This window comes from Reyranella sp. CPCC 100927 (assembly GCF_007859315.1).
Taxonomy (GTDB): domain Bacteria; phylum Pseudomonadota; class Alphaproteobacteria; order Reyranellales; family Reyranellaceae; genus Vineibacter.
This window is the reverse complement of record NZ_VOHA01000011.1, coordinates 113263-140126: the sequence shown is the minus strand read 5'-3', so window position 1 is coordinate 140126 and position 26864 is coordinate 113263. Positions and strand designations below refer to the sequence as shown.

The window sequence follows — 26864 nt, the reverse complement described above, 5'->3', positions numbered from 1 at the left end:
GGTCGCCGGCTATGAACCGGTCAGCGCTGTCGTTTCCGCGATGAGGCTGTCGAGCGCATCAAGTGCTGCGGCGCCGTCACCGTCACCGTCACCGGCATCGCGATAGAGCGCCGCGATCCGCGCGGCGAAGCGCTCGGGCCGTTGCGTGAAGCGATCGGCGATGGCCACGGCGCCCTTCTCGTTCAGCAGATAATGGCCATTGTGGGCGAACAGCGTCTGGCACAGGCAGGCGACGGCCCGGAAGATGCAGCCGGCGAGGTAGTTGCTGTCACCGCGATCGAGACTCTTGCGGGCATTGGCTGCTGCGAATCCGGCTTCCCAGCCGAACCGCCGGATCACCGCGGTGCGCAGCGCCGCCGGGTAGGGGGTGGTGCGGGCGATCTGGTCGCGCAGCACGGCATCGCGCTCCATCAGCGGCCGGCAGATGGCGACTTCGCCCATGTAGATCGCCGAGACGAACGCATGCGGGTGCCCCGGCTGATAGGCGACGTCGATGGCCCCGGCATGGCAGTCGTCGATCACGGCCCGGACACGGCCGAGATCGCGGTACAGCAGGTCAACGCGTGCGCCATCGATGGTCAGCCAGCCGCCGCCGTTGATCCACGGTCCCCATTCGCCGATCGGCGTTACGGTTGCATCGGCATCGTCGAGCGTTGCCGCGGCGTGGCTCAGCGTTGCGTGGTCGAACGGCGCATCGCCCTCATAGTAGAGGCCGATGTCGTAGTCGGACTGCGGCGTTGCCGTACCGCGGGCACGCGAACCACCCAGCACGATGGCCGCAATGCCTGGCACTGCCGCCAGCGTTTCCACGATGCGCGCCAGCAGACGCTCGTCGTTGGCAGCGATCACCACTGCTCTCTCCCTCGCCGTCGCTCCGCTCGTAGCGCGGTCAGCCCTACCTGTCACGTAATTGAGGCCGGCGGGGCGTGCTGCCACCGTGTGGGTGTTGGCGAATGACAGCACGGGAGAGATCTGATGCTTCGGCAAAAGCCAGCTTCAAGTGAACTGGTGGCCGTGATCGTGTCCATTCATGTGAAGCCGGATTGCGAGGCTGAGTTCCTGGCGCTGCTGACGCCGGTCCTCGACGCCATGCGGAACGAGCCGACCTTCATCAATGCCGTCCTGCATCGCGACATCGATGATCCTGCACGCTTCATGCTCTACGAGACCTGGGCGAGCCACGACGATCTGATACAGGTCCAGCTCAAGCGTGACTACCGCCAGGCCTACGAGGCGCGCCTGCCTGAACTCGTATGCCGGCCGCGGCAGGCCCACGTTTTTCAGCCGATGCGGGGCGACTTCAACTTCCTTGCTGCAGCCTATCGATAGCCTACAGCGCCGCGATGTCGCCCTTGGCCTGCTCTTCGTGAAACCAGCCGGTCCAGTCCGCCATGCCGCCTTTCTCGATGGCGCCGCGCAGGCCGCGCATGACGTCCTGATAGAAGTGCAGGTTGTGCCAGGTGAGCAGCATGGCGCCGAGGATTTCGTCGCTCTTGATGAGATGGTGCAGGTAGGCGCGGCTATGTCCCGTGCAGGCGGGGCAGGCGCAGCCATCCGATAGCGGCCTGGGATCGTCGCGGTGCCGCGCATTGCGCAGGTTCAATTCGCCGCGCCAGGTGAACGCCTGTGCCGTGCGCCCGGCGCGGGTCGGCATCACGCAGTCGAACATGTCGATGCCGCGCTGGACGGCGCCCACGATGTCGGCCGGACGGCCGACGCCCATCAGATAGCGCGGCCGGTCATCCGGCAGCGCCGGCACGGTGATGTCCAAGGTGCGGAACATCGCCGGCTGGCCTTCGCCGACCGCCAGACCACCGATGGCGTAGCCGTCGAAGCCGATGTTCGTGAGGGTGCGGGCCGACTCCAGGCGCAGATCCTCGTAGGTGCTGCCCTGCACGATGCCGAACAGGCCGTAACCGGACCGCGGCACGAAGGCACGCTTGCCGCGCTCGGCCCAGCGCATGGACAACCGCATCGAGGTCGCCGCCTGTGGTTGCGTGGCCGGGAAGGGGGTGCACTCGTCGAAGCTCATGGTGATGTCGGCGTCGAGCTGGCGCTGGATGGCGATCGAGCTTTCCGGCGTCAGCCGCTGCCGGGAGCCGTCGATGTGCGACTGGAAGTCGACGCCGTCGGCATCGATCTGGCGCAGCTTGCTGAGCGACATCACCTGGAAACCACCGGAATCGGTAAGGATCGGCGCCGGCCAGTTCATGAACGCGTGCAGCCCGCCGAGTCGCTCGACGCGCTCGGCGCCCGGCCGCAGCATCAGGTGATAGGTATTGCCCAGCACGATCTCGGCACCGGTGGCGGCAACCGATTGCGGCAGCATGGCTTTGACCGTCGCGGCGGTGCCCACGGGCATGAAGGCGGGTGTTTCGACCGTGCCATGGGCGGTCTTCAGCCGTCCCCGGCGCGCGCTGCCGTCCGATGTCAGCAGGGAAAATTCAGTGGTCATGGCTGTTCATTGTTTAGCGGTGTGGCGCGCCGCATCGAAGCTCTCGAAGAAACGCGCAAAATCGCATAAAATGGGCCGGTTGGGGCGGCGGCCACGTTGGCTGCCCGAAAAGGGGCCTGGCGGGCGGCCACTGGCGTATGCCGGATGGCGTAAGGGAAGCCCGTACGGGTATTGGGGTGAGACACGATGCGTAGATATCTGGCGGCGATCCTGGGGTTGACGGCGTTCCTGACCACGGGGGTCGCCGGTGCCGAGGTGATCCAACGCTATAACACCGGTTCGTGGACAGTGGAGGCCAACGCCGAGAACGGCTCGTTGCAGAACTGTACGGCCTCGGGCCAGTATGGCGGCGGCGCCTCGGTGATCTTCATGTTGACCCGCAGCCTGACCTGGGGCATCGCGATCAACAACCCGAACTGGAATTGGCGCACCGGCTCGGAAGGCGGGATCAGCTATTGGGTCGATTCCTTTGGGCGGCGCAACGGCACGGCGCGGGCGCTGGGGCCGACCCGGCTGCTGGTGCTGCTGGCCGACTCGCAGCAGCTGTTCCACGAAATCCGGCAGGGCAATCGGATGTATTTCGAGCCAAAAGGCGCCAACGGTTTCTCCATCACCCTGGTCGGCACGTCGGTGGCGCTGAATGAACTGCTGGCGTGCGTCCAACGCCATCGCTGAGCCGGTCATACCGCCTCCCGCCGCTCCAGCAGGGAGGCATCGCCATAGGAATAGAATCGGAAATCACGCGCGATCGCGTCGGCGTAAAGCGCCTGCATGCGCTGCAGGCCGGCGAAAGCCGATACCAGCATGAACAGCGTCGAGCGCGGCAGGTGGAAGTTGGTCATCAACAGGTCCACGGCGCGGAACCGGAAGCCGGGCGTGATGAAGAGGTCGATGTCGCCGCGCCATGGTACCAGCGCGCCGTCGTGGTGCGCCGCGACCGCCTCGAGCACGCGCAGGCTGGTGGTGCCGACGGCGATCACCCTGCCACCGCGGGCTCGGCAGGTGTCGATCGCGGTGATCGTATCGGGGCCCAGCTCGCCGTGTTCGATGTGCATGACGTGTGCATCGGTGTCGTCGACGCGCACGGGCTGAAAGGTGCCGATGCCGACATGCAGGGTCACGGCGGCCGTCGCGACGCCGGCATCGCGCAGGCGCGCCAGCAACGCCTCGGTGAAGTGCAGCGCCGCCGTCGGTGCCGCGATGGCGCCGTCATGGCGCGCCACGACGGTCTGATAGTCGTGGCGGTCGTGGGCATCGTCGCGTCCGCCGCGGATGTAGGGCGGTAACGGCATGTGACCGTGCGCCCGCAGTGCAGCCAGCACGGCACTGTCGGCGAGGCCGAAGTCGAGCACGACCGTGCCGTCGCCGCCGATCGCCGTCACCGCGGCCGACAAACCGCCCTCGAACGTGAGCCGGGCGTCGAGGCGCAGTTTCGCCACGCCGCGCACCATGGCCGTCCACGCACCGCTGTCGGTCGGTCCCAGCAGCAATGCTTCGATCTTACCGCCGCTCGCCCGTCGGCCGTAGAGCCGGGCTGGGATGACGCGCGTGTCGTTGAACACCAGCAGGTCGCCCGGGCGCAGCAAATCCGGCAGATCCCGTACGGCATGCTCTGCCGCCGCGGCGTCGCGAGGCAGGTGCAGCAACCGCGCGGCATCGCGCGGCACGGCAGGCCGCTGCGCGATCAGCCGCTCGGGCAGGTCGAAGTCGAACAGGTCGACGCGCACGATGCCGCCGCGCTCAGCGCGATGCCGTGATTGGCTTCATCGGCACGATGCGCCCCATCAGGGCGCGGAACGGGGCCAGGAAGAACAGCGCGAACGACAGCTTCACGATCAGGTCGCCTTGGATCAGGGACAGCACCGACGGCCCAAGGCCGGCCGGCAGCAACGGAAAGATGCCGATGAAGGCCACGCAGAAGAACAGCACCGTGTCGATGATCGAGCCCAGTGCCGAGCCGGCGAACGGTGCCTGCCACCAGGGGGCCTGGCGCAGTCGGTTGAAGACGGCAATGTCGAGCAGCTGGCCGACCAGGAATGCGGTGCCCGACGCCACCGCGATCCGCCACGGCGCCAGCAGGAGCGACACCACCACGCCGACCGCGAAGCCGGCATAGATCACCTGTCGCGCCCGTTGCGGACCGAAGGCGCGGTTGGCGAGGTCGGTGACGAAGAACGTCACCGGATAGGTCAGCGCACCCCACGTCACGGTGCCCAGCACCGACAGCGTGAAGATCTCGAACTGCACGACATAGTTGGACAGCGCGACGGCGCCGACCATGGCGGCAACGGCGATGGCCATGCCGCGGGAGATCCCGGTCATCTTCTCCTCCATGCCCCTTCCGGCGACACAGGCCAGCGGGCGGCGGGCTTATAGAACAGGTGGCACCGCTTGGCGAGGGCAGGAGGAAGGCCATGACCGCGCACCCCTGGGCCGGCTAAGGTGCCCGCTCCGGCGACTGAGCAGAGGAAAACACCGTGCGCGAATACAGGATCGCCGCCATCCCCGGCGACGGCATTGGCAAGGAAGTGATCCCGGCCGGGCTCACGGTGCTGCAGCGGCTGGCGCGGCTGACTAACGAATTCCGCCTCGACGTCACCAGCTTCGACTGGGGCTCGGATTTCTACCGGCGGACGGGCGCGCTGATGCCCGAGGACGGACTGGCGACGCTGAAGCCATTCGATGCCATCTATTTCGGTGCGGTTGGCGATCCGGCTGTGCCTGACCACGTGACCCTGTGGGGCCTGCGGCTGAAGATTTGCCAGGGCTTTGACCAGTACGCCAATGTCAGGCCGACCCGCGTCCTGCCCGGGCTGAGGAGCCCGCTGGCTGATTGCCCGCCGGGCAAGCTCGACTGGGTGATCGTGCGCGAGAACAGCGAGGGCGAGTACGCCGGCCAGGGCGGCCGCTCGCACCGCGGCCACCCCGAGGAGGTGGCGACCGAGGTCTCGATCTTCACCCGTGCCGGCGTGACCCGCATCATGCGCTTTGCCTTCGCGCTGGCGCGCTCGCGGCCGCGCCGGAAACTCACCGTGATCACCAAGTCCAACGCCCAGCGCCACGGCATGGTGATGTGGGATGAAATCGCCGCCGAGGTCGCGCAGGACTTCCCCGACGTCACCGTCGACAAGGAGCTGGTCGACGCCGCCACGGTGCGCATGGTGAACCGGCCTGACAGCCTCGACACCATTGTCGCCACCAACCTGCACGCCGACATCCTGAGCGATCTCGCGGCGGCGCTGGCCGGCAGCATCGGGATCGCGCCGACCGGCAACATCAATCCCGAGCGCCGCTATCCCTCGATGTTCGAGCCGATCCACGGCTCGGCCTTCGACATCATGGGCAAGGGGCTGGCCAACCCGATCGGCACCTTCTGGTCGGCGGTGATGATGCTGGAGCACCTGGGCGAGAAGGATGCCGCGCAGCGCCTGATGGCGGCTATTGAAAAGGTGACGGCTGACGGCCGGATGCTGACCCGCGATCTTGGCGGGACCGCCGGCACGTCGAGCGTCACGGACGCGGTGTGCGACGCCCTGTAGAACGGGTCGCGGCGGCGTGCCGCGGCGCCGGTCGATGGCGGGACGAGGATTGGAGATCCAGTCCTAGTCCTTTCAGGAGCGTGAGGAACGTTTCCCGCCGCAGCGTTACCGGATCGATGTGCGGCGACAGTTTGTCGGCCATCTGCAGAACAACCGCGCCATGCAGCGCCGACCACAACATGTGCGCCACCATCTCGGGCTCGCCGGTGATCAGCCCGGCGTCGATCAACTCGGCGGCCTGGCGTGTCATCATGGCGCGCGCTCGCGTGCACGCGGCCACGAGATCCGGATAGTCGGCTTCGGTCGACTGCGACAGGTCGAACATCAGCCGATAGGCGTGCTGATGCTCCAGCGCGAACGTCACGTAAGCGCGTCCGACCTCGCGTGAGCGGGCCACCGGATCGGTTGCGCTGGCGAACGCGGCCTCGACCGCGGCAGCCATCCGGTTGAAAGCTCGGGTGCGCACCGCGGCCAGAATGTCGTCCTTGTCCTTGAAATAGCGGTAGGGAGTCATCGGGCTGACCCCCAGCTCGGCGGCGACGTGGCGCATCGTCATGCGTTCCGGCCCATGACGCCCGAACAGCCGCTCGGCCGCATCGGTCAACCGGTCACGGAAATCTTCGACGTCGGACGAGGAGAGGACACGGGGCATGGATGGTCGCGAGGCGGCTTGATCGGACTGGATTTTCGGTTTATATCTTACAACATAAATTTACAAAGTAAAACTATGGAGGCCCTCATGAGCACAGCCTGGGATTTCGTGGTGGCGAAAAGTGATCTGTGCCAGGCGCGGATGGTGCCGGCAGCCGATCCGAACGATGTGCCGTTGGCATCGGACCAAAGCCTGCTGGCCGTCGAGCGCTTTGCGCTGACCGCCAACAACATCACCTACGGTGTGATCGGCGAGTCCTTCGGCTACTGGCGGTTCTTTCCGGCGGAGGCGGGGTTGGGCCGCATCCCGGTCTGGGGCTACGCGCGTGTGATCCGCTCCGGGAGGCCCGATGTTGCCGTCGGCCAGAGGGTCTTCGGCTATCTGCCGCCCTCGAGTCATATGACGGCGACGCTGCAGGCGGCGGCCGGCGGTTTCGTCGATGCCGCACCCCATCGCGCCGATCTGCCCGCGACGTACAATCGCTACGCTGCCGTTTCGGATGACGCCGGCATCGATGACTACCGCGCCTTGCTGCGTCCGCTGTTCATGACGTCGTTCTTGATCGACGACCTGTTGTCGGAGCAGGCCTTGTTCGGCGGGCGGTCCGTGCTGCTGTCGAGCGCTTCCAGCAAGACGGCGCTGGGTCTCGCCTGGCTGCTGCACCGCCGCGGTGTTGCCGTTACCGGTCTCAGCGCGCCGTCGCGCGTCGATTTCCTGCGCGGGCTGGGTTTCTTCGATCGTGTCGAACCCTACGCGCAAGTGGCAGAGCTCGACGTGCCGGCGCCGGTCGTGTTCGTCGACTTCGCGGGCGATCCGGCGGTGGTTGGCGCCGTGCATCATCGCTTCGGCGATGCGCTGGCCCACAGCGCGATCGTGGGCGGTACCCACTGGCAGGCCATGGGTGCCGGCGGCGGCGACGCGTTGCCGGGACCCGAGCCCACACTGTTCTTCGCCCCCGACCAGGTGCGCAAGCGGCTCGACGAATGGGGCGCGGCAACACTGGAGGCGCGCTTCAATGCCGCCATGCGTGCGTTTGTGGCCGACAATGGCTGGTTGCGCATCGAGCATCACCGTGGTCCGGAGGCGCTCCTGCGTGTTTACGCCCAGGTCCTGGAAGGACGATCGAACCCCGATGTCGGCCACATCGTGATTCCCGCCTAACCCCGGCTGCAGGAGATATCGATGCTGCGAAAATTCAATCCGGCAGGGCTGCCGGCACCGGTTGCCTACAGCCAGGGTGTCGAGGCGACGTCGTTTCAGAAGATCGTATTCGTTTCCGGCCAGGTTGGCGTACGGGCCGACGGCAGCGTGGCGGAGGGTATCCAGGATCAGACCCGCACCGCGATCGCCAACATGAACACGGTTCTCGCCGATGCCGGCATGGATGCCAGCAATATCGCGAAGGCGACGATCTACCTGACCGACGAAAGCCTGCTGGGCGATTTCATGGCAGCGGGCGGTGGCCTGTTGCCCACGCCGCCGCCGGCCACCACCCTTCTGTTCGTGAAGGCGTTGGCTTCCCCTGCGTTGCTGGTCGAGATCGAGGCCATCGCGGTAAAATAGTCATGCGCGCGCGCTGAAGGCGTTGCGCTATAGTTCCTCCTCACATGCGGTGGAGGAACGCGCATGCTGAAGTTCGATCACCTCGCCTTGCCGGTCGCCGACTGGCAGGCGTCGCGCGACTGGTATGTCGCGACCTTGGGGATGTCGGTCGAGTTCGAGATTCCCGACCGGCTGACAGCGGCCGTACGCGATCAATTCGACTTCACGATCTTCCTGGTGCAGGCCCAGACCGCGCCTGGCGGTGGCGGCATCGCGCTCTGGTTCCAGGTCGATGATGTCGATGCAACGCACGCCGCGTTGTCACGACGCGGTGTCGCGTTCAACCATGCACCCGCCAAGATGTTCTGGGGCTACGGCGCCGAGCTGTCCGATCCGGATGGCTACCGGATCCGCCTGTGGGACGAGACGACGATGAAGGCGCACGCATGACGGGTGGGAGGAGGCCATGAGTTCAGGCATCGATCGCGAGCGGCTGCGGGCGTACGACCGCCCGCAGGGCATGCCGTTTCGCATCAACAAGATCGGCCACGTGGTGCTGAACTGCACGAATCTCGAGCGGTCGGTGAAGTTCTATACCGAGGTGCTGGGCCTTCAGATCTCCGACATCTACGGCGAGGACATGATGCCCGGCGGCATGGTGTTCATGCGCTTCAACGCTGATCATCATGGCCTCGCATTGGTCGGCGGCCTGGCGCAGCCCTCCAGCAGCGCTGAACTGAATCACCTGGCTTTCGAGGTCAGCTCGTTGGACGAGGTGCTTCTGGCGCGAGACCGGTTGCGTGCGCTCGGTGTGACGATCGACTTCGAGGGGCGCCGTCGCGCGGGCGTGCAGATCGCCGTCGAGTTCCGGGATCCCGATGGCCATCGGCTCGAAATCTACTGGGGTCTGGATCAGGTCGGCAGCGACGGGCAGGTGCGGCCGGCCCACGAATGGAAGGGCGCCCGCAGCCTGTCCGTCGCGATCCGCGATCCTGTGCGCGGCCAGGACACCACCCTGCGCGACCCATCGCTGCTGAAGGATGTGTGACCATCCGCCCGGCTGTCATTCCGAGCGAAGCGAGGAATCTTTCGGGGGTGTGAGGGCCGGTCGTGATCGAAAGATCCCTCGCTGCGCTCGGGGTGACGGTCGCGACTCACACGCGAGCGATCGCGGGGCTAATCGACGATGATCAGGTGGCAGCGGCGGCTGTGGCCCATCGCCTTGTAGATCACATCCAGGGCCTGGACACAGGATCGGGTTTCGCCCGCGAAGTCGCGGTGGTTCTTCAGGCGGGGCGCGATGCACCCAGTCAGCCATGACGGGTTGGGCGCTTCGTGCACCAGGATGCCGGCGGAATTGCCGTTGCGTTGCTTGACGCTGTGACCTCGGACCACGAAGCATTTGCCGATCTGGCCAGCACGAATACCCATCTTCTCGTGAAACCGCCCGACCTGGGCGTTCGTGGTGATGTCCAATGCATAGGGATTCCACGGCTGAACCGGGAGCCGGACATACCAGGCATCCTTGTTGTCGTTGGTGCGGTATCGCTCCATCGTGTCGAATTCGGCCACCGTCTTGAGCGGGACGCTGCCGTCCGTGACCAGTGACACGGTCTGCCCGGCCAGGGTGATCTGCTCGACCTGCGGCTTGGCACCGGGTGGCATCCGGCTTTGTGCGAGTCCACAGATGACCGAGCGCCCGACGAGGGATGGTGTTCCGCGGTGGGCCGCGCCGACGACCGGCCCACTGACGACCGCCATGGTGCCCCACTGGCCGCTGATGGCTTTCTTTGCGGCTTTGTCGCCGCCAACCCTCTTGTGAGAGTCAGGATCGAGCGTGCCGAAGAGCTGGCGCTCCTCCTCGGCGTCGTCGATGACCTCGTAGTAACTGGTGCTGACCTTGCGACCCTTGTGCATCTCCTGCTTGTGCAGCCAGACGAACTCGACGCGAGGCCGACGGGTCATGACCAAGGTGACGTTGTTACGCATCGGCGCCTCGCTGCGGATATGTGAGCATTTGCTCACCAACATGCAGGAGTCGCTTGTCGGACGCCAATTAAACGTCGCGATGGTTCCTATAAGGAATTGTTTGAGAGTGCCGCTTTTGGTGCGCTCAAACCACTTCGAACACTTCCGAATCACCATCGGACGGCATCGCCGCCGGCACCGGCTTCACGACAACGAAGCGGTGTATGCCGTCGGTGCCGGTGCGCCGCACGACATGGCCGCGGGTTTCCAGGCAATGCATGTGCGCCAGTGTCTCGGCGAAGGCGAAGACCACTTGGTTGTTGTCGAGATGACGCGGGAAGAGAGTAGGCACCATGTCCCATGCCGTGGCGCCGACCTCGCCGCGTGCGGCGGTGGCGGCGGCTATTTCCGACAGGCGCGCGTCGTGGTGGGCCGTAAGCTGGTCCAGCCGGGTGTGCAAGCCGACGAACGGGAAGCCGTGCGAGGGCAGAACCAGGGCGTCGGCGGGCAGGGCGCGGAAGCGCGCGAAGCTGTCGAGGAACCACGACAGCGCATCGGCGCGCGGCTCGTTGGGCCACACGCCGACATTGGTGCTGATCTTGGGTAGAACCTGGTCGCCGGAGATCAGCACGTTGAGATCGGGACACCAAAGCGATGCGTGTTCGGGGGCATGGCCGCGGCCCACGATGACCTGCCAGCGCCGCCCGCCCATGACCAGTGGATGGCCATGGATGAGCCGCTCGAAACTGGTCGGCAGCGGCCCGACGCCCTTGCTGTAGCCGCCGCGATGGCGGGCGAACGTCTCGACCAGGTCCGCCGGCACGCCGTTGGACAGCAGGTGCGTGCCGCGTGTCTCGGCGCCGTCGACGATGCCGTTGCGGATCGCCTGCGAGCTCATGTAATCGCCCAGCGTCATGTGCAAGGTCGCACCCCAGCGCTCGCACAACCAGCCGGCCAGGCCGACATGGTCGGGGTGCATGTGGGTGACCACGACCCGCGTCACGGGCTTGCCGCCCAGTTGCTGCGCGAAGATGGTCTCCCAGTAGCGCTGGGTTTCTTCCATGTTGATGCCGGTGTCGACGATGACCCAGCCGTCGCGTTCCTCGACCAGCCACAGATTGATGTGATTGAGCTGAAACGGCAGCGGCATGCGCAGCCAGTACACTGACGGCGCCACGTTCTTGATGGTGCCGGCATCCGGCGGATCACCGTGGGGGAAGCGCAGCTGGGCCAGCAGTCGCTGTGCCTGGTCAAGGGAGTCGGGCATTTTGCAATCCGAAATCAAATTTTGTGCACTGCGACAAGGGTACGGATCGCACTGCCCGCTGTCTATGGACCCGCAGCAAGAGCCCGCCATGCAATATCACGGCGGCAGAAGCCGCCGAGCCAGTCGATCTGGTCGACGGCGGCATAGGCCCGGCGGCGGGCTTCCTCGACGGTGGGCGCCATGGCGGTGACGTTCAGCACGCGGCCGCCGTTGGCCAGGATGCGGCCGTTGTCGCGCCGGGTGCCGGCGTGGAAGACGGTGACGCCCTCGACCGCACCGGCGGCCTCCAATCCGCGGATCTCGCTGCCCTTTTTCGGCGCCTCCGGGTAGCCCTCGGCAGCCATCACGACAGTCAGTGCCGTCTCGGCATGCCAGCGCAGGTCGAAGTGGTCGAGCGCGCCATCGGCGGTGGCGATCAGCGCCGGCAGCAGATCCGACTTCAGGCGCATCATCAGCACCTGGCACTCGGGATCGCCGAAGCGGCAGTTGTATTCGATCAGCTTGGGTCCGCTGGCGGTCAGCATCAGGCCGGCAAACAGAACGCCACGGAAGGGCGCGCCTTCGGCCGTCATGGCACGCACCGTGGGCCGGATGATCTCGTCCATCACGCGCTCGGCCAGGGCCGGTGTCATGCACGGCGCCGGCGAATAGGCGCCCATGCCGCCGGTGTTGGGGCCCGTGTCGCCGTCACCCACGCGCTTGTGGTCCTGGGCGGCGACCAGCGGCAGCGCATGCACGCCGTCGACCAGGGCGAAGAAACTGGCCTCCTCGCCCTGCATGAATTCCTCGATCACCACCGAACTGCCGGCGGCGCCGAAGCTGTTGCCCGACAGCATGTCCCGCGTGGCCGCGATTGCCTCTTCGGCGCTCGGGGCGATGATCACGCCCTTGCCGGCAGCGAGCCCGTCGGCCTTGACGACGATCGGCTGGTCCTTCCAGGCATTGCCCTGGCGCTGAATGTAGGCAGTGGCCGCCGCAATATCGGTGAAGCGTTCATAGGCCGCCGTGGGGATGGCGTACTTGCGGCAGAGGTCCTTGGTGAAGCCCTTGGAGCCCTCCAGCCGCGCCGCGGCCGCCGACGGGCCGAAGACCTTGATGCCGGCTGCCGTCAGCTGGTCGGCCAGGCCGGCCACCAGCGGTCCCTCGGGACCGACGACGACGAAATCGATGCGCTCGCGGCGGGCGAAATCAACCAGGGCCGGCAGGTCCTCCTGGCCGATGGCGACGCACTGGGCGACCTCCTCGATACCGGCATTGCCGGGGGCACAGTAAAGCGTCTCGCACAGCGGCGAGGCGGCGATCGCCCAGCACAGCGCATGCTCGCGTCCGCCGCTGCCGACCACCAGGATTCGCATCATCCAGTCTCCCTTGTCCCCGCGCGAAGCGGGCGGACAAAACCACGGAAACGACCGGCCTGCAAAGCGCCATCAGGGGTGGTTTTCCACGTGCCGGGACCGATATGGTGGGGCATGGCCATGAACGAACACGAAGCGGTGCCGGAGGGCGCCGGCCACAATGTGCCGGAATACACGGTTTCCGAGCTTGCCTTCGCCTTGAAGCGCGAGATCGAGCAGGCGTTTCCGCGCGTGCGGGTGCGCGGCGAGATTTCGCAGCCCAGCTTCCCGCGGTCCGGCCACTGCTACTTCAGGCTCAAGGACGTGGACGCCGTGCTCGATGCGGTGGTCTGGAAGAGCACGCTGTTGCGGCTGGGGCTGAAGGTCGAGGACGGGCTGGAGGTCATCGCCAGCGGCCGCATCACGACCTATCCGGGATCGTCCCGTTACCAGATCATCATCGACCGGCTGGAGCTGGCGGGCCAGGGCGCCCTGCTCAAGCTGCTGGAGGAGCGCCGCAAGAACCTGCAGGCCGAAGGCCTGTTCGATGCCGACCGCAAGCGCCCGCTGCCGTTCCTGCCCGACGTGATCGGTGTGGTGACGTCACCCAGCGGCGCCGTGATCCGCGACATCCTCCACCGGCTGGCCGATCGCTTCCCGCGTCATGTCTTGATCTGGCCGGTCGCGGTGCAGGGCGCCACGGCGGCGGCCGAGGTGGCGGCGGCCATCGCCGGCTTCAACCGCCTGGCGCCGGGTGGCGCCGTGCCGCGGCCCGATGTGCTGATCGTGGCGCGCGGCGGCGGCAGCCTGGAGGATCTCTGGGCCTTCAACGAGGAGGTCGTGGTCCGCGCTGCCGCAGCGTCGGCGATCCCGTTGATCTCGGCGGTGGGCCATGAGACGGACACCACGCTGATCGACTTCGTGTCCGACCGGCGCGCGCCCACGCCCACGGCGGCGGCCGAGATGGCGGTACCGGTGCGAGCCGAGCTGCTGGCGAAGGTTCGCGACAGCGACGGCCGGCTGTTGAGCGCGCTGAATCGACGCCTGCGCGAAGCCGAGACCGAACTCGCCGGGCTGGCGCGTGGGTTGCCCGATCCCCTCCGCCTGATCGAGGACCGGGCGCAGCGCCTTGACGTCAGCGGCGAGCGCCTGGCGAGCGCGACGACCAATCTGGTGGCGCTGCGCCAGGCCGCCTTCGTCGGTATCGCCGATCGCCTGCGCACGCCGCGCGAGACCATCGATGCCAAGGCGCAGCTGTTGGCCGGCGAGTGGCGGGCGCTGACCGGTGCCTTGCGCCGCTACGCCGGCGAGACGGTGCAGAAGAGCGAGCGCGCCGGGGATCGCGTCATGACGCTGTCGGATCGATTGGCACGGGCGATGCGCGGGCTTGCCGATCAACACGCCACCGCCCTCGACGGCCTGGGCAAGCTGCTGGAGAGCTATTCCTTCAAGGGTACCTTGGCGCGCGGCTTCGCCCTGGTGCGCGATTCGTCCGGTCATACGGTGATGTCGGTGGCGGCAGCCCAGCCCGGCAGCGCCGTCCACATCGAATTCGCCGACGGTGTCGCCGGTGCCACCATCGACGATGCCACCACCAGCGATAGAGGGGCCAAGCCTGCTGCGGCCCCGGCGCTCACCGCGGCCAAGACACCACCACCACCACCACGCCGCCGCGACGGTGGCCCGCAGGGCAGCTTGTTCTGAACGATCGAGGGAGAAAACGCAGATGAGCGAGGCCGTTGTCTTCAAGCCGCTGTCACCGGAAACGATCAAGCAGTTCCAGGCCGCCAGCACCGCCACCATCACCATGCAGCTGATGAAGCGTGGCCTGCGCCAGATGGCGATCAACCTGCGGCCGATGAACCCCAACGCCGCGCGCATGGTCGGGCCGGCTTTTACCCTGCGCTACATTCCCGGACGCGAAGACCTCACGCCGCCGCCCAAGCCGACGGATCCGAGCAACGCACAACGCGAAGCCGTTGAGCTCGCGCCTGCGGGCGCCGTCGTCGTGGTGTCGAGCGGCGGTGAACTGCGCAGCGGCACGTTCGGCGACATCCTGGCGGCGCGCATGATGGTACGCGGCATTGCCGGAGTCGTCTCCGACGGCGGCATGCGCGATGCGCCGGTGCTGGCGACGATGAACCTGCCGGTCTTCGCCGTCTGTCCGACGGCACCGCCCAGCATGACCAGCCTGATGCCGATCGACGTGCAGCGTCCGATCGGCTGCGGTGGCGTGCCGGTGTTCCCCAACGACGTGATCATCGCCGATGCCGACGGTGTCGTCGTGGTGCCGCGTCACATCGCCGATGAAGTGGCCCGCGATTCCGCCGACCAGGAGCACCTCGAGAAGTTCATTGCCCTGCAGGTGATGAAGGGCAAGGCGATCCCGGGGCTTTATCCGCCCAACGATGAAACCAAGGCCGCCTACAAGGCCTGGATCGCCGCCGGCGAACCGACGAACTGAGTAATTGCTGGGAGCGCGGGCGTCCCGCCCGCTTCATGCCTTTCGGTGCCGGGCGCCGATGCGGGCGGGACGCCCGCGCTCCCAGGCAAAACTCAGCCAGCCCTGCTGGCGATGCCTTCTTGCCCGGCGTGAACGGAAGGCTGGGGTCTTGTCTGGCGCCATCCGGCGTCAGGCGCCTGGAACGGCGCCAAGTTCCCGAAAAAAATTTCGGCCGTCCGCCTCCAGGAGTAGCGCGCGGCATGCGCACGGCAGGCGGCGCGATCGGCGTCCAGCGCCATCAGCGCCGCAGCGCGCAGATCGTCGTTCAGAGCGCCAACGGGTGCATCGCCGATGACGTCTCGCGGGCCCGGCACCGGATAGGCCGCGACCGGCAGGCCCGAGGCCAGCGCTTCGAGCAGCACCAGCCCGAACGTATCGGTGCGGCTGGGAAAGACGAACACGTCGGCGGCGCGATAGAGCGCCGCGAGCTGCTCGCCCTGCTGCTGGCCGGTGAAGCGCACGTCGGGATAGCGTGCGACGAACTTGGGCAGCAGCGGGCCGCCGCCCACCACCCACTTGCTTCCCGGCAGGTCCAGCGCCAGGAACGCCTCGATGTTCTTCTCGATTGCGACGCGGCCGACATAGAGCCAGATCGGCCGTTGCGGATCCTCCGGCGTCGGGCCGGGATCGCGCGGGCGGAACAGCTCCAGATCGACGCCGCGGGTCCACGACTTGATGTTGCGGAAGCCGCGGGCCGCGAGATCGCGGCGGATGCTGTCGGTCGATACCATCACGCCCGACGACGGCCCATGGAACCGGCGCATGATCGCGTAGGTCCATGCGGTCGGGAACAGGAAGCGCGCCCGCACGTATTCGGGGAAGCGCGTGTGGTAGGCGGTCGTGAACGGCAGCTTGTTGTCGAGACAGAAGCGGCGTGCGGCCATGCCCAGCGGCCCTTCGGTGGCGATATGGATCGCCTCGGGCGCAAAGCTCCGCAGCAACGTGGCCAGCCGGCGCGTTGGAAACAGCGCCAGGCGGATCTCGGGATATGTCGGGCAAGGCCAGGTGCGGAAACGGTCGGGGCCGAACATCTCGACGGTGTGGCCCATCTCCACGAGTTCGCCGCGTACCGTGTCCAGGGTACGGACGACGCCGTTGACTTGAGGCAGCCAGGCGTCGCTGACGATGGCGATCCGCACGCGGAACCTACTCGGCGGCCAGTCGCGCCGGCGCCGGAATCGGCGTCAGTCGACGGGCGCGCTCGTCGCTCCAGCGCAGGATCGACATGTGCCCGTTGCGGTCCTCGACCAGCGCGGTGCAGCTTTCGACCCAGTCGCCGTCGTTGCAGTACAGCACGCCCTCGATGTCGCGGATCTCGGCATGGTGGATGTGGCCGCAGACCACGCCGTCCACGCCGCGGCGGCGCGCCTCGGCGGCGACGGCGGTCTCGAAGCGGCCGATGTACTCGACGGCGTTCTTGACCTTGTGTTTGAGGTACGCCGACAGCGACCAGTAGGGCAGGCCGAGCGCGCGACGGATGCCGTTGAAGATGTAGTTGAGCTTCAGCGCCAGCGCGTAGGCCCAGTCACCCAGGACAGCGAGCCACTTCGCGTGGCGCACCACACCGTCGAAAATGTCGCCGTGCAGGATCAGCAGCTTGCGACCATCGGCGGTTTCGTGGATCGCCTCTTCGACAACCTCGACACCACCGAACAGCAGGCCGCAGTAATCGCGCGCCGCCTCGTCGTGGTTGCCGGGCACGTAAATGACCTTGGTGCCCTTGCGCGCCTTGCGCAGGACCTTCTGCACGACATCGTTGTGGGCCTGCGGCCAGTACCACCAGCGTTTCAGGCGCCAGCCGTCGACGATGTCGCCGACCAGGTAGAGGTAGTCGCTCTCGTTGTTGCGCAGGAAGTCAAGCAGCATCTCGGCCTGACAGCCTCGGGTGCCCAGATGGATATCCGAGAGGTATATCGTCCGCCATCTGGCCGGCGCCGGCCGCAGCGCGTTCATCGAACCATCTCTTGCCGGTTCTCGTTGCGCAAGGCACGAAGGGTTGATTCAATGGCGTTGTTGTACGGTTGGTCGATGATGGCATTGTGACTCTTGTGCGGCGGTTCGATTACGGCCAGACAGTGTGACCTTTCCAACACACCACGAACGCTCCACACAGTCCGGTATGCAGTCCGCCACCACTCTTCCCCCGCGCCGCCTCCTGGTGATCCGCAACCCGACGGCCGGCCGCCGCCATCCGCGGGTCTTTGACGCGGTCCTGGCGCAGGTTCGCGCCAGCGGCCTGATGGTCGACGTCGTGGATACGGCGGCGCGCGGTGACGCCGAGCGGCTGGCCCGGGATGCCGATGCCGCGCGATACGATGTGGTCGTGGCGGCCGGCGGCGACGGTACGATCAACGAGGTCGTGAATGGCCTGATGACCCGTCCGGTCGATGACCTGGCCCTGGGTATCATTGCGCTCGGCACTGCCAATGTGCTGGCCCGCGAGATCGGAGTCGGCACGCGTATTGAGAAGCTGGCGGCGGCGCTGACCCGGGGCGACCCGACGCCCGTCATGGCCGGCAAGCTGACGGATGCCGCCGGCACGGACTCCTATTTCCTGCTGATGGTGGGCGCCGGGTTCGACGCCCATGTCGTGGCCGGGGTCGATACCGACCTGAAGCGCCGCTTCGGGAAGGGTGCCTATGTCTGGCGATCCCTGGTCGAGATGGCCCGCTATCGCGACCGGCGCTACCGGGTGTCGATCGATGGCGCGTCCTGCGACGTCGCATCGGCGGTGGTCAGCAACGGCCGGTTTTATGGCGGTGCGTTCGTCGTGGCACCGGCCGCCGATCTGCGCCGGCCTGTCCTGTCGGTGTGTCTGTTCGAACGCGGTGGCCGCACACAGGTGATGCGCTACGGCGCGGCCCTGGTGATGGGCCGGTTACCGGCCGCGTCGGGCTATCGCGTCGTCGAGGGCCAGCATGTGCGCATCGACAGCGTGGCGCCATCGGGCGGCGGCATCGAGCCGGTTCAGGTCGACGGCGATCACACCGCGGCGCTGCCCGTCATCGTCGCCGTCGCCCCCCGCCGCCTGCGGCTGCTGATGCCACCTAGTTAACCTCTCCCCACCGGGGAAAGGTCGGCGAGGGTGCCTTCGGACCGCGGGCGTCCGCGCCCGCATTCGCTCGGAGCGGAGCGCAGAGCGAAGGATCGTCGGCGCTCAATGCGCCGATGCGCGCGTGGACGCGCGCGGTCCAAAACTACGGTGCGGCGGTGCGTAGGCGGGCCAGGGTGTCCAGGGTCGGGTAGCCGTCGGCGATGACGCCGGCGCGGACCTGGAAGTCGCGGATGGCGGCCCGGGTGCGCGGGCCCAGCAGGCCGTCGATTTCGTCGCTATAGAGATTGAGCCGCTGCAGGCGCCCCTGCAGGTCGAACACCGCCTCGCGCGACAGCGGCTGGTCGTCGGCCGGCGGCTGTCGCATCAGGCCCGAACCACCTTGGATCTGGCGCGCCAGCTCACCCACCGACAGGGCGTAGAGCTGCGAGCGATTCCACACCATGATCGTCTTGTAGTTCGGCCACAGCAGGAATGCCGGACCGCGATAGCCGGCGGGCAGCGCGATGGCGGCGCGCTCGCCGAAATCGTTGAGCGAGCGGCCATCGGCGTAGCGCACGCCCAGGGCTTGCCATTCGCGTGCCGTCCGTTCGGTCGACAGGTCGACCCGCGCATAATCGAACGCCTGTGGCAGCGCCACTTCTTCGTGCGAGGGCTGGCCGCGCTTCCAGCCGCTCTTGGACAGGAAGTTGGCCGACGAGGCGAAGACGTCGGGCAGACTGGCCCACAGATCGACCCGGCCATCGCCGTCGCGATCGACGGCGTAGTTGACGTAGGTCGAGGGCATGAACTGCGTGTTGCCCATGGCGCCCGCCCATGAGCCCTTCATCTGCGCCGCGCTCATATGGTTGCGCGACAGGATCTTCAGCGCCTGCACCAGTTCGTTGGAAAAGAATGCGCCGCGCTTGGTCTGGCACGCCAGGGTCGCCAGCGATCGGATCACGGAGAAGTCGCCCATGATCGTGCCGTAGTTGGTCTCCAGGCCCCAGAACGCCACGAGATAGGCACTCTGCACGCCGTATTCGCGCTCGACCGGATCCAGCAGCGCGCGGTGCCGCGCCAGCAATTGCTGGCCCTTGGCAATGCGCTCGGCGCTGATTGCGTTGCCCAGGTAGCGCCCCAGCGTCAGCGTGAATTCCGGCTGCTTGCCGTCGAGGTCGATGACGCGAGGATCCGGCGTGATCGTGCGCAAGGCCTGATCCGCGACGGCCTGCGGCACGCCCTGGCCGGCCGCTGTGTCCCGGATGGCATCAAGGCAGGCGCGGAAATCCGATGATTGGGCGGTGGCCGATGAGTTGCCCATGGTGGCCAGCAGGCCGCCAGCCAGGAGGATTGCGGTGGTCGACGAGCGCTGCCGTCGGACGAAGGAGATGATGGTGTTCATATCAGGACACCCCTGGCTGGACGACGCTACTCGCCGGCAATGGTCATGCCGTCGACGCGCACGGTGGGTGCGTTGACGGCGCCCTTGAAGACCAGGTCGTTCGCCGGCGTCAGGTTGAGGAACATGTCCTTGAGATTGCCGGCCACCGTCATGCCCGAGACGGGAAAGGTCAGCTTGCCGTTCTCGATCCAGAAGCCGGCGGCGCCGCGGCTGTAGTCGCCGGTGACGCCATTGACACCGAATCCGATCAGCTCGGTCACGTAGAGGCCGTTCTCGATGTCGGCGATCAGGTCGTCGACCGACTGATCGCCGGGCTCCAGGTAGAGGTTGCTGGTCGACGGGCTGGGCGGTCCGGAGACGCCGCGGCTGCCATGGCCTGTCGGCGCCAGGTCGAGCTGGCGGGCCGAGGCCATGTCGAGCACCCACGTGGTGAGTACGCCATCGTCGATGATGTTCCAGCGCCGGGTCGGCAGGCCCTCGCCGTCGAACGGCCGCGATCCCGATTCGCGCTTGCGATGCGGGTCATCGACGATGCGGATGCCGGCCTTGAAGATGCGTTGGCCCAGCCTGTCGAGCAGGAACGACGTCTTGCGGGCGATAGCCCGCCCGTTGATGGCGCCGGCCAGGTGGCCCACCAGGCCCGACGCGATCCGCTGGTCATAGACGACCGGCGCCTTGGTGCTCTTCATGCGGCGCGGATTGAGGCGCTTGACGGCGTTCTCGCCTGCGGTGCGGCCGATCTTCTCCGGCGCTTCGAGCTGGTCGACATAGACGCCGCTGGTCCAGTCGTAGTCCCGCTCCATGCCGGTGCCGTCACCAGCCAGTACCGAGCAGGAGAGCGAGTAGCCGCCCCGGCTGTAGGTGCCGGCGAAGCCGTTGCTGGCTGCCAGCGCCACGCGGGTGCGTCCCCACGACGCCGAGGCACCTTCCGAATTGGTGACGCCGCTGATGGCACGCGCTGCGTCCTCGGCCCGCGCGCACCAGTCGGCCAGCTGGTCGACCGATGCCTCGGCGCCATCGTCGAGATCGAGGTCAGGCCATTGCCGGGCCAGAAGGTCCGATGGCGCCAGGCCGCATACGGGATCCTCGGGCACGGCGCGTGCCATCGCCACGGCGCGCTGCGCCAGTTCCTTCAAGGCGGCAACGTTAAGATCGGTCGTCGAGACGATGGCCTGGCGTGTGCCGACGAAGACGCGCAGGCCGACATCGCGACCCTCGCTGCGCTCCAGCTGTTCGCGCTCGCCCAGTCGCTGGCTGACGGCAAGCTGCGTGCCCTCGACATAGATCGCATCGACGGCATCGGCGCCGGCGGCCTTGGCCCAGCTCACCGTGTCATGGAGCAAGGCGGTGTCGACGGCGGGTTGCGGCGGCCGTGATGTCGACTGAATCGCCGGCGTGGGTGACGTTGCGGCCTTGGACTTCGGGCGCACGGTCGTCACAGCCGGCTTCTGTTTGACAACGGCGGCGGCCGCGTTGCGCAGCGCGGTCGTCACCGACGCCGTTGCCTTTGGCTTCGTGGTGCTTTTCGGTTTGGCGACGGCGAGCGCCGCTTTGGACGGCGGTTTGGCAGGCTTGGCGCTCGGCTTGGTCTTCGCCACGACAGCGGCTGGTTTCTTCGGCGCCGCCATCTTGGTCGCTGCCTTCTTCGGCGCAGGCTTCTTTGGCGCTGCTGACTTCGCCGCGGGCTTGTTGGCGGCGACCTTCTTCACCGCGGCCTTCTTGGTCGCCGGTGATGTCGCACCTTTTGCCGCTTTCTTTTTTGCTGCTGCCATTCAGAAACTCCGCAACGCGCTCAACCCGAGCTGTCGCAGAGGTAATAGGACACAAATCGCCCGGAAGCGACCCCCTGGACAATCAATCCTGTACGGCACGGCAGCGGCAAATCCGCCGCTGGGCGCGCCGATCGGCTGAGGAAGCAGTGCTGGGCGAGGCAAGGCCATGGCCTACCATAGCCCAGCATCCTGTGGTGGGCGAGGGAGGCAGTCGTGGTCGATCAGGCCGTCCGCATCACGGCGTAGCGCGCATAGCCTCTGTAGAGGGATTCGACGCGGGCAGACATGCCGGCACGGTGGGCGACCGCCGACACTACCGCCGCGAGGTCATCGCAGGGCGTAACGTCGAACAGGGCAAGCCAGTGCCGCAGCCCGGCGCGGAGCCAGCGCGGCACACCATCCTGATCACCGAAGTCCACAATATGCAGTTCGCCGTCGGGCGACATCAGGCGCGGCATGCCGGCGACGATGTCACGCCAGGCCGGGATCATCGACAGGCTGTAGGATATGAAGATGCGGTCGAACCGTGTCAGACCAAAATGGCGGATCGGATCGAGCGTGACGGCATCCGCCTGGACCAGACGGATGCGCGACGCCAGTCCGCTGCGCACGATGTGATGCCGGGCGGTCGCCAGCATGGCGGTCGACACGTCAAGCCCGTGGAAGCGGACGGCGGGGTAGCGGCGCGACGCAGCGATCAGGTTGCGCCCGGTGCCGCAGCCGACCTCCAGCACGGTACAGCCCGCCGGCGGTGCCAGCCGCGCGATCAATTGGTCGCGACCGAGCAGGTAGAATTTGCGGCTGAGGTTATAGACATGCCGCTGATGCCGGTACATCCGGTCCATCAGCACCGCGGCGTTCGCGGTGTCCACGGCCTAGCCTCGCCGCACGTAGAGGTGGAAGCCACCGTAGATGGCCGAGCGGTCACGCGCGGCCAAGGCCCGTGACGTCGCATCGTCGTAGTGCCAATGGGCCATCGTGTCATCGCTGACACGTCCGGGCAGCAGGCTGGGTTCGGCGGCGGTGCGGAAGATCACCCGGGCGTCCGGCCGTGCCGTGCGCGTGATCTGCTGCCACAACGCGTTCAACTGAGCGTCCGTCATCCAGTCCTGCGCATCGAGCAGCACGAAGCGGTCGACTGAACCACGCGGCCGGCTCTCGAGGTAGTCGGTAAGGGAGCGATGCAAAACCTCGACACGATCGGCCCTTGCGCGCACGACCTCGAAATGGTCGCGCCGCAGGTAGGGCGGCAAGGGGCCGGCGCCGTCGTCGGCGTAGGCGCGACCGAAGGCCTGCCAGGCGAAGTAGTTGTCCTCGAAGCTGAAGCCGCACGCCAGACGCTCGACGCGCGCCCGCAGCACCGTGGCCACGTGGCCCTCCGATGCGGCGGCGAGCGCATCGTATTGCGCCGGCGGGATGCCCAGGCCGTACAGCGACATGCGATTGCTGGTCGCCCATCGCACCAGCTTCTTGTCGAACAGCGGCGCCAGTGCCGTGTCGAAGAAGCTGCGCTGCTCGTCGAGCGTGCGCGCGCGCAGGGCATGGCGCAGATCGACGCCGTAGATCCGTGCCGCCCAGTAGCCGGCGCTGAGGAAGTGGCCGAGCAGCCCATGGCGATAGAAGTTGCGCGCGAACAGCGACACCCGCCGACGGCCCAGGCCGAACAGGCCGCGGCCTTCCCAGTAGGCACGCGCCTCGGTATCGAGATGCGGCGCCAGGAAGCGCCAGTAGGCGGTGACATTCGCCTTGTCGTCGGCTTCGCCGAAGAAGCGGTAGAAGGCCGACCAGTTGGGCAGGCGCTGCGCCGCCGTGAGCTTCAGGCGGTTGAGCGCGACATGCGCGCGGTTGAGGTCGACCGCCGTGATGCGCTGCGGGTCAGCCGTCAGGTAGGAGAGGATGTTGCAACCACCCGAGGCGATCGCGACCACGTGATGGTCCGGCGCGATGGCCAGAGCCTCGAGGTCGATCTCCGGATCTTCCCAGATCTGCGGATAGACCAGCCCCTTGAAGGCCCAGGTGAACAGATGTTCGAGGATCCCGTCGCGGGACAAGACACCGTTGCGGTGAACGGCCTGTTTCAGCAGCTTGCCGCTGTGCTTGTTGTTCACTCCCGTCCTCACGCTGCCTGTTTAGCGCGTGACAACTTAAAGGATAGGTGATGTTGGTTTGATGACAGGACGGAATGACAGCCGGCGGCTAATATCCCGTGCCGTAGAGAACGCGTGCGACTTCGGCGTTGCCTTGCGCCATCCGGTAGGCACCGGCGAGATAGCGCACGCCCCAGGTGAGGTTAATGTCGGGGTCGAGCAGACCGGAGGCGGGGCCGCGATAGCCCAGGCCGCGTGCGGTGGTGTACTTGATCTGCATCAGGCCCATGGCGCCGCCGCCGCCGACCACGCGGGGATGGTAGCGGCTCTCTTCGTGGCAGATGCGATGGATCAACGACTCGGGCACGCCATTGGCTTTCGCGTGCTTGGCGATCAGTTCATTCAGGCTCGCCGTCGGTGCCTGCGCGATGGCCGCGGCCGGGGTCATCAGTGATGCCGCGATCGCAGCGATAAGCATCTGACGACGGCGGATCATCGGTTTTTCCTCCTCTTGTGCGACGGCGCATGGCGACCGACCCGCCACTACACGACGGTGGCGATGACAGCGTCAAGGCCAGCCAAATGCGGCAGGAACAGGGCGGGGCATTTTCGCAGCGTGATGACGGTAGCCGGCCCTCTGCTTGCCCGCCGGGAATGTCACGGCCATCCTCGATATCATCTGTCGCAACCCAGTGGATTCCGCCCCATGAAAGCCGTCGTCCTTGAATCATTTGGCAAGCTCGAGATGCGTGACCTGCCCGTGCCCAAGCCCGGTCCGGGCCAGGTGCTGGTGCGCATTCGCGCCGCCTCGCTCAACTACCGCGACCTGCTGATGGTCAAGGGCGGTTACGGATCGGTGGCCAAGCCGCCATTCGTGCCGGTGTCGGATGGCGCCGGCGAGGTCGCTGACGTCGGCCCCGGCGTCACGCGCGTGAAGCCGGGTGATCGCGTGACGATGAGCTTTTTCCAGAAGTGGCTCGCGGGTCCGGCACATCGGCTCGATCCGCGTGCCGTACCCGACAAGGCGCCGTTGGGCGGTCCCAACGATGGCGCGCTGCGTGAGTTCGGCGTATTCCACGAGAGCGGTGTGTCCGTCATTCCATCGCACCTTTCCTACGAGGCTGCGGCCTGCCTGCCGTGCGCGGGCGTCACGGCGTGGAGTGCCGTGGTGGCGCAGGCGACGACCGAGCCGGGCGATGTGGTGCTGACACAGGGCAGCGGCGGCGTGTCGATCTTCGCCTTGCAGTTCGCGAAGCTGCGCGGATGCCGCGTTGTCGCCACGTCCTCCAGCAGCGAGAAGATCGCGCGCCTGAAGCAGCTGGGCGCCGATGTCACGATCAACTACAAGACGACGCCGGAATGGGGCAAGGCGGCGCGGGCGGCCAACGGCGGTCAGGGTGTCGATCAGGTGGTGGAAGTTGGCGGTGCCGGCACGCTGGCGCAATCGATCCGGGCGACGCGCTTCGGCGGCACGCTCAGCATGATCGGCGTGCTCGATGGCGCCGCGGGCGACGTGCCGGTGGCGCTGGTGGTGATGAGCAATTTGCGCCTGCAGGGGATCACCGTCGGCAGCCGCGCCGATCTCGAACAGATGATCAAGGCGATCGATGCGGCGAAGCTGGAGCCCGTGGTGGACAGCGTCTTCCCGTTGGACAAATGGGCCGACGCCATGGCGCACATGAGCGCGGGCAAGCACTTCGGCAAGGTCTGTATCGGCATCGGCTGAGGGTATGTCCTTCTCCCCGCCTTCGCGGGGGGAAGGGATGACCCTACAGCAGCTGGAAATAATCGATGGACAGGCGCCACGGTTCCGGCGACGGCGTGTCGGACAGGATGCCGAAGAAGATGTTCTGCGTCAGCCAGTCATGCGGGCCGGTCTGCACTTCGAACGTGGGCACGACCCGCATGTAGAACTCCGATGGCTTGGGTTTGTCGGTGACGGCCGGGTCCCGCCAGCGGGCGAATACCTCGGGTGGCGCCCGGCGGATGCCGCGGTTGCGCAACAGGATCACCGTGCCGTCGTCTTCCTGCAGGCAGTAGCGCGCGTCGATGCGCAGCACGCCCTCGGGCGCGATCAGGGGAAACTCGCCCCCGCCGGGCAGCACCTTGCCGCGCAGCCGCGGCCCCTCGAAGACACCGTCGGCGAGGGGCACGAAGAGACGGTCGCCGCCCGTCGGCAGCGGCCCGATCCGCTGCACCGGCTGCGGCCCGATGCGCAGATGGACCGTCATCACGAACGCGAACGCCGGTGTCATGGGAACCCACCCTTTGCTGCATGGATGCGACGGCCGTCGCCCGCCTGTTGTGAATATCGATATTCATATTTATTGTCGGCAAAGGGAAAAAGACAAACAAGCGTGACCTGGAGGAAGCCCATGGCCCAAACACTCGGGAACGCCACGGGTGTGCGCGACCTGACGTCGGCGGAGATCGAGACATTCCACCGTGACGGGGTCGTTCATCTGGAGGCGCTGGCCGATGCGACCACGTGTGCACGCCTCCTCGCGGCAGCAGATCGCCGCCTGGAGGATTTCCGCAAGGAAAAGCCCGGCGAATTCGCCAACAATCTCGCGAAGGACGGTACGTTCCTCAGCGAGCGCGAATGTTACAAGCAGGACCCGGTCTTCAACGATTTCTGCATGACGTCACGCATGGCTGCGATCGCCGGCCAGGCGCTGCGATCGCAGGAGGTGCGGTTCTACTTCGATCACCTCTTCATGCTCGACAAGGATTGCGCCAAGGACAGCTACTATTGGCACCAGGACATGCCCTATTGGGGATGCGGCGGCACGCAGATCTGTTCGTTCTGGTTGGCTTTGACTCCGTGCTCCGTGGATAGCGGCGCGCTGGAGTTCGTCAAGGGCAGCGACAAGGGCCGGCTCTATCTGCCCTCGGCGTTCGGCGATGCGGCCAGTGAACGCTTTGCCACCGAAACAGAAAAGACGCCCGAGTATCATCGCCAGCGCGATGTCTACGATATCGCCTCATGGGATATTCAAGTTGGTGATGGCCTGCTGTTCAACGCCCGCATCATGCATTCATCGCGGGGCAATCATTCCAAGACGCAGCGTCGTGTCGCCTATTCGACGCGGTGGATCGGCGACGATGCCGTCTTCGAACCCAAGCGAGGCTTTCAGGATCCGATCACCTATCCCGAGGAGGGGTTTCCGGCCGGCGAGAAGCTGTCTCGGAGCAGCAGGTTTCCCCTGCTGTGGAAGTCGGGCGACCTCGCGTAGTCCCATAACGTGGCACAGCGCGGTGATCGCTCACCGCGCTGTGCCGGTCACCTTGCCCCGTCATCGGACGAGG

Annotated in this window: 29 protein-coding genes; 13 read left to right on the top strand and 16 right to left on the bottom strand. The window is 66.7% G+C overall.

Annotated elements, in window-relative coordinates; translation table 11 throughout:
• Nucleotides 1-9 precede the first annotated feature (9 nt).
• Nucleotides 10-849 carry a nucleotidyltransferase domain-containing protein gene (locus FQU96_RS25980; protein ID WP_255468546.1) on the bottom strand — a complete coding sequence of 280 codons (840 nt, stop codon included), beginning with the start codon at nt 847-849 and terminating at the stop codon, nt 10-12.
• A 126-nt stretch (nt 850-975) separates the two neighbouring features.
• Here FQU96_RS25980 and FQU96_RS25975 point away from each other — a divergent pair, with 126 nt between their 5' ends.
• Nucleotides 976-1329: a putative quinol monooxygenase gene (locus tag FQU96_RS25975; RefSeq protein WP_146544268.1), complete on the top strand. Its 354-nt coding sequence runs from the start codon at nt 976-978 to the stop codon at nt 1327-1329.
• A gap of 1 nt (nt 1330) precedes the next feature.
• Here the strand turns inward: FQU96_RS25975 and tgt are convergent, their stop codons facing one another.
• A complete protein-coding gene (gene tgt / locus FQU96_RS25970) occupies nt 1331-2455 on the bottom strand; it encodes a tRNA guanosine(34) transglycosylase Tgt (protein ID WP_146544267.1) in 1125 nt (374 codons plus the stop codon).
• A 186-nt stretch (nt 2456-2641) separates the two neighbouring features.
• Here tgt and FQU96_RS25965 point away from each other — a divergent pair, with 186 nt between their 5' ends.
• Nucleotides 2642-3130, top strand: coding sequence for a hypothetical protein (locus FQU96_RS25965; RefSeq protein WP_146544266.1), 489 nt, complete (start codon nt 2642-2644; stop codon nt 3128-3130).
• 5 nt (nt 3131-3135) lie between these two features.
• On the opposite strand, the gene queA is transcribed toward FQU96_RS25965, so the two are convergent.
• Both queA and FQU96_RS25955 read right to left on the bottom strand, forming a co-directional pair.
• Nucleotides 3136-4182 (bottom strand): tRNA preQ1(34) S-adenosylmethionine ribosyltransferase-isomerase QueA, encoded by a 1047-nt coding sequence (gene queA, locus FQU96_RS25960; RefSeq protein WP_146544265.1) that lies wholly within the window; start codon nt 4180-4182, stop codon nt 3136-3138.
• A 13-nt stretch (nt 4183-4195) separates the two neighbouring features.
• Nucleotides 4196-4777, bottom strand: a complete 582-nt coding sequence (locus tag FQU96_RS25955; RefSeq protein WP_255468544.1) for a queuosine precursor transporter — start codon at nt 4775-4777, stop codon at nt 4196-4198.
• A gap of 155 nt (nt 4778-4932) precedes the next feature.
• Here FQU96_RS25955 and FQU96_RS25950 point away from each other — a divergent pair, with 155 nt between their 5' ends.
• Entirely contained in the window at nt 4933-5994 is a 1062-nt protein-coding gene (locus tag FQU96_RS25950) for a tartrate dehydrogenase (RefSeq protein ID WP_146544264.1), read from the top strand.
• Here FQU96_RS25950 and FQU96_RS25945 read toward each other — a convergent pair.
• Nucleotides 5966-6646: a TetR/AcrR family transcriptional regulator gene (locus FQU96_RS25945; RefSeq protein ID WP_146544263.1), complete on the bottom strand. Its 681-nt coding sequence runs from the start codon at nt 6644-6646 to the stop codon at nt 5966-5968. The two genes, FQU96_RS25950 and FQU96_RS25945, sit on opposite strands and share 29 nt — an antisense overlap.
• An 87-nt stretch (nt 6647-6733) precedes the next feature.
• Between FQU96_RS25945 and FQU96_RS25940 the strand changes: the two genes are divergently transcribed.
• The 4 genes from FQU96_RS25940 to FQU96_RS25925 all read left to right on the top strand — a co-directional run bounded on the left by FQU96_RS25940 (nt 6734) and on the right by FQU96_RS25925 (nt 9236).
• A complete protein-coding gene (locus tag FQU96_RS25940) occupies nt 6734-7807 on the top strand; it encodes a DUF2855 family protein (RefSeq protein ID WP_146544262.1) in 1074 nt (357 codons plus the stop codon).
• A gap of 21 nt (nt 7808-7828) precedes the next feature.
• Nucleotides 7829-8209: a RidA family protein gene (locus FQU96_RS25935; protein WP_146544261.1), complete on the top strand. Its 381-nt coding sequence runs from the start codon at nt 7829-7831 to the stop codon at nt 8207-8209.
• Nucleotides 8210-8272: 63 nt separating this feature from the next.
• Nucleotides 8273-8638, top strand: a complete 366-nt coding sequence (locus FQU96_RS25930; RefSeq protein WP_146544260.1) for a VOC family protein — start codon at nt 8273-8275, stop codon at nt 8636-8638.
• A gap of 16 nt (nt 8639-8654) precedes the next feature.
• A complete protein-coding gene (locus FQU96_RS25925) occupies nt 8655-9236 on the top strand; it encodes a VOC family protein (RefSeq protein WP_146544259.1) in 582 nt (193 codons plus the stop codon).
• Between the two features lie 128 nt (nt 9237-9364).
• Here FQU96_RS25925 and FQU96_RS25920 read toward each other — a convergent pair whose 3' ends face one another.
• The 3 genes from FQU96_RS25920 to purD all read right to left on the bottom strand — a co-directional run bounded on the left by FQU96_RS25920 (nt 9365) and on the right by purD (nt 12778).
• The gene (locus FQU96_RS25920) at nt 9365-10333 is read right to left on the bottom strand and encodes a hypothetical protein (RefSeq protein ID WP_146544258.1); all 969 of its coding nucleotides are present in this window, start codon (nt 10331-10333) and stop codon (nt 9365-9367) included.
• Nucleotides 10302-11423, bottom strand: coding sequence for an MBL fold metallo-hydrolase (locus FQU96_RS25915; RefSeq protein ID WP_146544257.1), 1122 nt, complete (start codon nt 11421-11423; stop codon nt 10302-10304). Before FQU96_RS25915 ends, FQU96_RS25920 begins: the two co-directional genes overlap by 32 nt.
• Before the next feature lie 62 nt (nt 11424-11485).
• Nucleotides 11486-12778, bottom strand: a complete 1293-nt coding sequence (gene purD / locus FQU96_RS25910; RefSeq protein ID WP_146544355.1) for a phosphoribosylamine--glycine ligase — start codon at nt 12776-12778, stop codon at nt 11486-11488.
• Nucleotides 12779-12898: 120 nt separating this feature from the next.
• On the opposite strand from purD, the gene xseA reads away from it, so the two are divergent.
• Nucleotides 12899-14461: an exodeoxyribonuclease VII large subunit gene (gene xseA, locus FQU96_RS25905; protein WP_146544256.1), complete on the top strand. Its 1563-nt coding sequence runs from the start codon at nt 12899-12901 to the stop codon at nt 14459-14461.
• A 22-nt stretch (nt 14462-14483) separates the two neighbouring features.
• Nucleotides 14484-15221: a ribonuclease activity regulator RraA gene (locus FQU96_RS25900; protein WP_146544255.1), complete on the top strand. Its 738-nt coding sequence runs from the start codon at nt 14484-14486 to the stop codon at nt 15219-15221.
• A gap of 92 nt (nt 15222-15313) precedes the next feature.
• Here the strand turns inward: FQU96_RS25900 and FQU96_RS25895 are convergent, their stop codons facing one another.
• Both FQU96_RS25895 and FQU96_RS25890 read right to left on the bottom strand, forming a co-directional pair.
• Nucleotides 15314-16399 (bottom strand): glycosyltransferase family 1 protein, encoded by a 1086-nt coding sequence (locus FQU96_RS25895; RefSeq protein ID WP_146544254.1) that lies wholly within the window; start codon nt 16397-16399, stop codon nt 15314-15316.
• 7 nt (nt 16400-16406) lie between these two features.
• On the bottom strand, nt 16407-17213 hold the full coding sequence (locus tag FQU96_RS25890) for a UDP-2,3-diacylglucosamine diphosphatase (protein ID WP_146544253.1): 807 nt from the start codon (nt 17211-17213) through the stop codon (nt 16407-16409).
• Nucleotides 17214-17379: 166 nt separating this feature from the next.
• Here FQU96_RS25890 and FQU96_RS25885 point away from each other — a divergent pair, with 166 nt between their 5' ends.
• Entirely contained in the window at nt 17380-18315 is a 936-nt protein-coding gene (locus tag FQU96_RS25885; protein ID WP_146544252.1) for a diacylglycerol kinase family protein, read from the top strand.
• A 142-nt stretch (nt 18316-18457) separates the two neighbouring features.
• Here the strand turns inward: FQU96_RS25885 and FQU96_RS25880 are convergent, their stop codons facing one another.
• Together FQU96_RS25880 and FQU96_RS25875 are read right to left on the bottom strand one after the other, a co-directional pair.
• On the bottom strand, nt 18458-19696 hold the full coding sequence (locus FQU96_RS25880) for a lytic murein transglycosylase (RefSeq protein WP_146544251.1): 1239 nt from the start codon (nt 19694-19696) through the stop codon (nt 18458-18460).
• 26 nt (nt 19697-19722) lie between these two features.
• The gene (locus FQU96_RS25875) at nt 19723-21126 is read right to left on the bottom strand and encodes a TldD/PmbA family protein (RefSeq protein ID WP_370461394.1); all 1404 of its coding nucleotides are present in this window, start codon (nt 21124-21126) and stop codon (nt 19723-19725) included.
• On the opposite strand from FQU96_RS25875, the gene FQU96_RS42785 reads away from it, so the two are divergent.
• Entirely contained in the window at nt 21110-21607 is a 498-nt protein-coding gene (locus FQU96_RS42785) for a hypothetical protein (protein ID WP_255468541.1), read from the top strand. The two genes, FQU96_RS25875 and FQU96_RS42785, sit on opposite strands and share 17 nt — an antisense overlap.
• An 82-nt stretch (nt 21608-21689) precedes the next feature.
• Here the strand turns inward: FQU96_RS42785 and FQU96_RS25865 are convergent, their stop codons facing one another.
• The 3 genes from FQU96_RS25865 to FQU96_RS25855 form a co-directional block, all read right to left on the bottom strand.
• Entirely contained in the window at nt 21690-22340 is a 651-nt protein-coding gene (locus tag FQU96_RS25865; protein WP_255468539.1) for a class I SAM-dependent methyltransferase, read from the bottom strand.
• A 3-nt stretch (nt 22341-22343) separates the two neighbouring features.
• Nucleotides 22344-23576 (bottom strand): DUF3419 family protein, encoded by a 1233-nt coding sequence (locus tag FQU96_RS25860; protein WP_146544248.1) that lies wholly within the window; start codon nt 23574-23576, stop codon nt 22344-22346.
• An 88-nt stretch (nt 23577-23664) separates the two neighbouring features.
• On the bottom strand, nt 23665-24051 hold the full coding sequence (locus tag FQU96_RS25855) for a lytic transglycosylase domain-containing protein (protein WP_146544247.1): 387 nt from the start codon (nt 24049-24051) through the stop codon (nt 23665-23667).
• 210 nt (nt 24052-24261) lie between these two features.
• On the opposite strand from FQU96_RS25855, the gene FQU96_RS25850 reads away from it, so the two are divergent.
• Nucleotides 24262-25281, top strand: coding sequence for an NAD(P)-dependent alcohol dehydrogenase (locus FQU96_RS25850; RefSeq protein ID WP_146544246.1), 1020 nt, complete (start codon nt 24262-24264; stop codon nt 25279-25281).
• Between the two features lie 43 nt (nt 25282-25324).
• Here the strand turns inward: FQU96_RS25850 and FQU96_RS25845 are convergent, their stop codons facing one another.
• A complete protein-coding gene (locus FQU96_RS25845) occupies nt 25325-25810 on the bottom strand; it encodes a DUF3237 domain-containing protein (RefSeq protein ID WP_146544245.1) in 486 nt (161 codons plus the stop codon).
• Nucleotides 25811-25930: 120 nt separating this feature from the next.
• Between FQU96_RS25845 and FQU96_RS25840 the strand changes: the two genes are divergently transcribed.
• A complete protein-coding gene (locus FQU96_RS25840) occupies nt 25931-26791 on the top strand; it encodes a phytanoyl-CoA dioxygenase family protein (RefSeq protein ID WP_178130706.1) in 861 nt (286 codons plus the stop codon).
• Nucleotides 26792-26864: the final 73 nt, after the last annotated feature.

Bases quoted from the DNA above. Each gene is read 5' to 3' on its own strand.
- FQU96_RS25850 (WP_146544246.1), top strand. From the start codon at position 24,262: ATGAAAGCCGTCGTCCTTGAATCATTTGGCAAGCTCGAGATGCGTGAC.
- FQU96_RS25855 (WP_146544247.1), bottom strand. From the start codon at position 24,051: ATGATCCGCCGTCGTCAGATGCTTATCGCTGCGATCGCGGCATCACTG.
- purD (WP_146544355.1), bottom strand. From the start codon at position 12,778: ATGCGAATCCTGGTGGTCGGCAGCGGCGGACGCGAGCATGCGCTGTGC.
- FQU96_RS25940 (WP_146544262.1), top strand. From the start codon at position 6,734: ATGAGCACAGCCTGGGATTTCGTGGTGGCGAAAAGTGATCTGTGCCAG.
- xseA (WP_146544256.1), top strand. From the start codon at position 12,899: ATGAACGAACACGAAGCGGTGCCGGAGGGCGCCGGCCACAATGTGCCG.
- FQU96_RS25900 (WP_146544255.1), top strand. From the start codon at position 14,484: ATGAGCGAGGCCGTTGTCTTCAAGCCGCTGTCACCGGAAACGATCAAG.
- FQU96_RS25930 (WP_146544260.1), top strand. From the start codon at position 8,273: ATGCTGAAGTTCGATCACCTCGCCTTGCCGGTCGCCGACTGGCAGGCG.
- FQU96_RS25915 (WP_146544257.1), bottom strand. From the start codon at position 11,423: ATGCCCGACTCCCTTGACCAGGCACAGCGACTGCTGGCCCAGCTGCGC.
- FQU96_RS25840 (WP_178130706.1), top strand. From the start codon at position 25,931: ATGGCCCAAACACTCGGGAACGCCACGGGTGTGCGCGACCTGACGTCG.
- FQU96_RS25965 (WP_146544266.1), top strand. From the start codon at position 2,642: ATGCGTAGATATCTGGCGGCGATCCTGGGGTTGACGGCGTTCCTGACC.
- FQU96_RS25925 (WP_146544259.1), top strand. From the start codon at position 8,655: ATGAGTTCAGGCATCGATCGCGAGCGGCTGCGGGCGTACGACCGCCCG.
- FQU96_RS25845 (WP_146544245.1), bottom strand. From the start codon at position 25,810: ATGACACCGGCGTTCGCGTTCGTGATGACGGTCCATCTGCGCATCGGG.
- FQU96_RS25890 (WP_146544253.1), bottom strand. From the start codon at position 17,213: ATGAACGCGCTGCGGCCGGCGCCGGCCAGATGGCGGACGATATACCTC.
- FQU96_RS25885 (WP_146544252.1), top strand. From the start codon at position 17,380: ATGCAGTCCGCCACCACTCTTCCCCCGCGCCGCCTCCTGGTGATCCGC.
- FQU96_RS25880 (WP_146544251.1), bottom strand. From the start codon at position 19,696: ATGAACACCATCATCTCCTTCGTCCGACGGCAGCGCTCGTCGACCACC.
- FQU96_RS25920 (WP_146544258.1), bottom strand. From the start codon at position 10,333: ATGGTGATTCGGAAGTGTTCGAAGTGGTTTGAGCGCACCAAAAGCGGC.
- FQU96_RS25945 (WP_146544263.1), bottom strand. From the start codon at position 6,646: ATGCCCCGTGTCCTCTCCTCGTCCGACGTCGAAGATTTCCGTGACCGG.
- FQU96_RS25935 (WP_146544261.1), top strand. From the start codon at position 7,829: ATGCTGCGAAAATTCAATCCGGCAGGGCTGCCGGCACCGGTTGCCTAC.
- tgt (WP_146544267.1), bottom strand. From the start codon at position 2,455: ATGACCACTGAATTTTCCCTGCTGACATCGGACGGCAGCGCGCGCCGG.
- FQU96_RS25955 (WP_255468544.1), bottom strand. From the start codon at position 4,777: ATGACCGGGATCTCCCGCGGCATGGCCATCGCCGTTGCCGCCATGGTC.
- FQU96_RS25975 (WP_146544268.1), top strand. From the start codon at position 976: ATGCTTCGGCAAAAGCCAGCTTCAAGTGAACTGGTGGCCGTGATCGTG.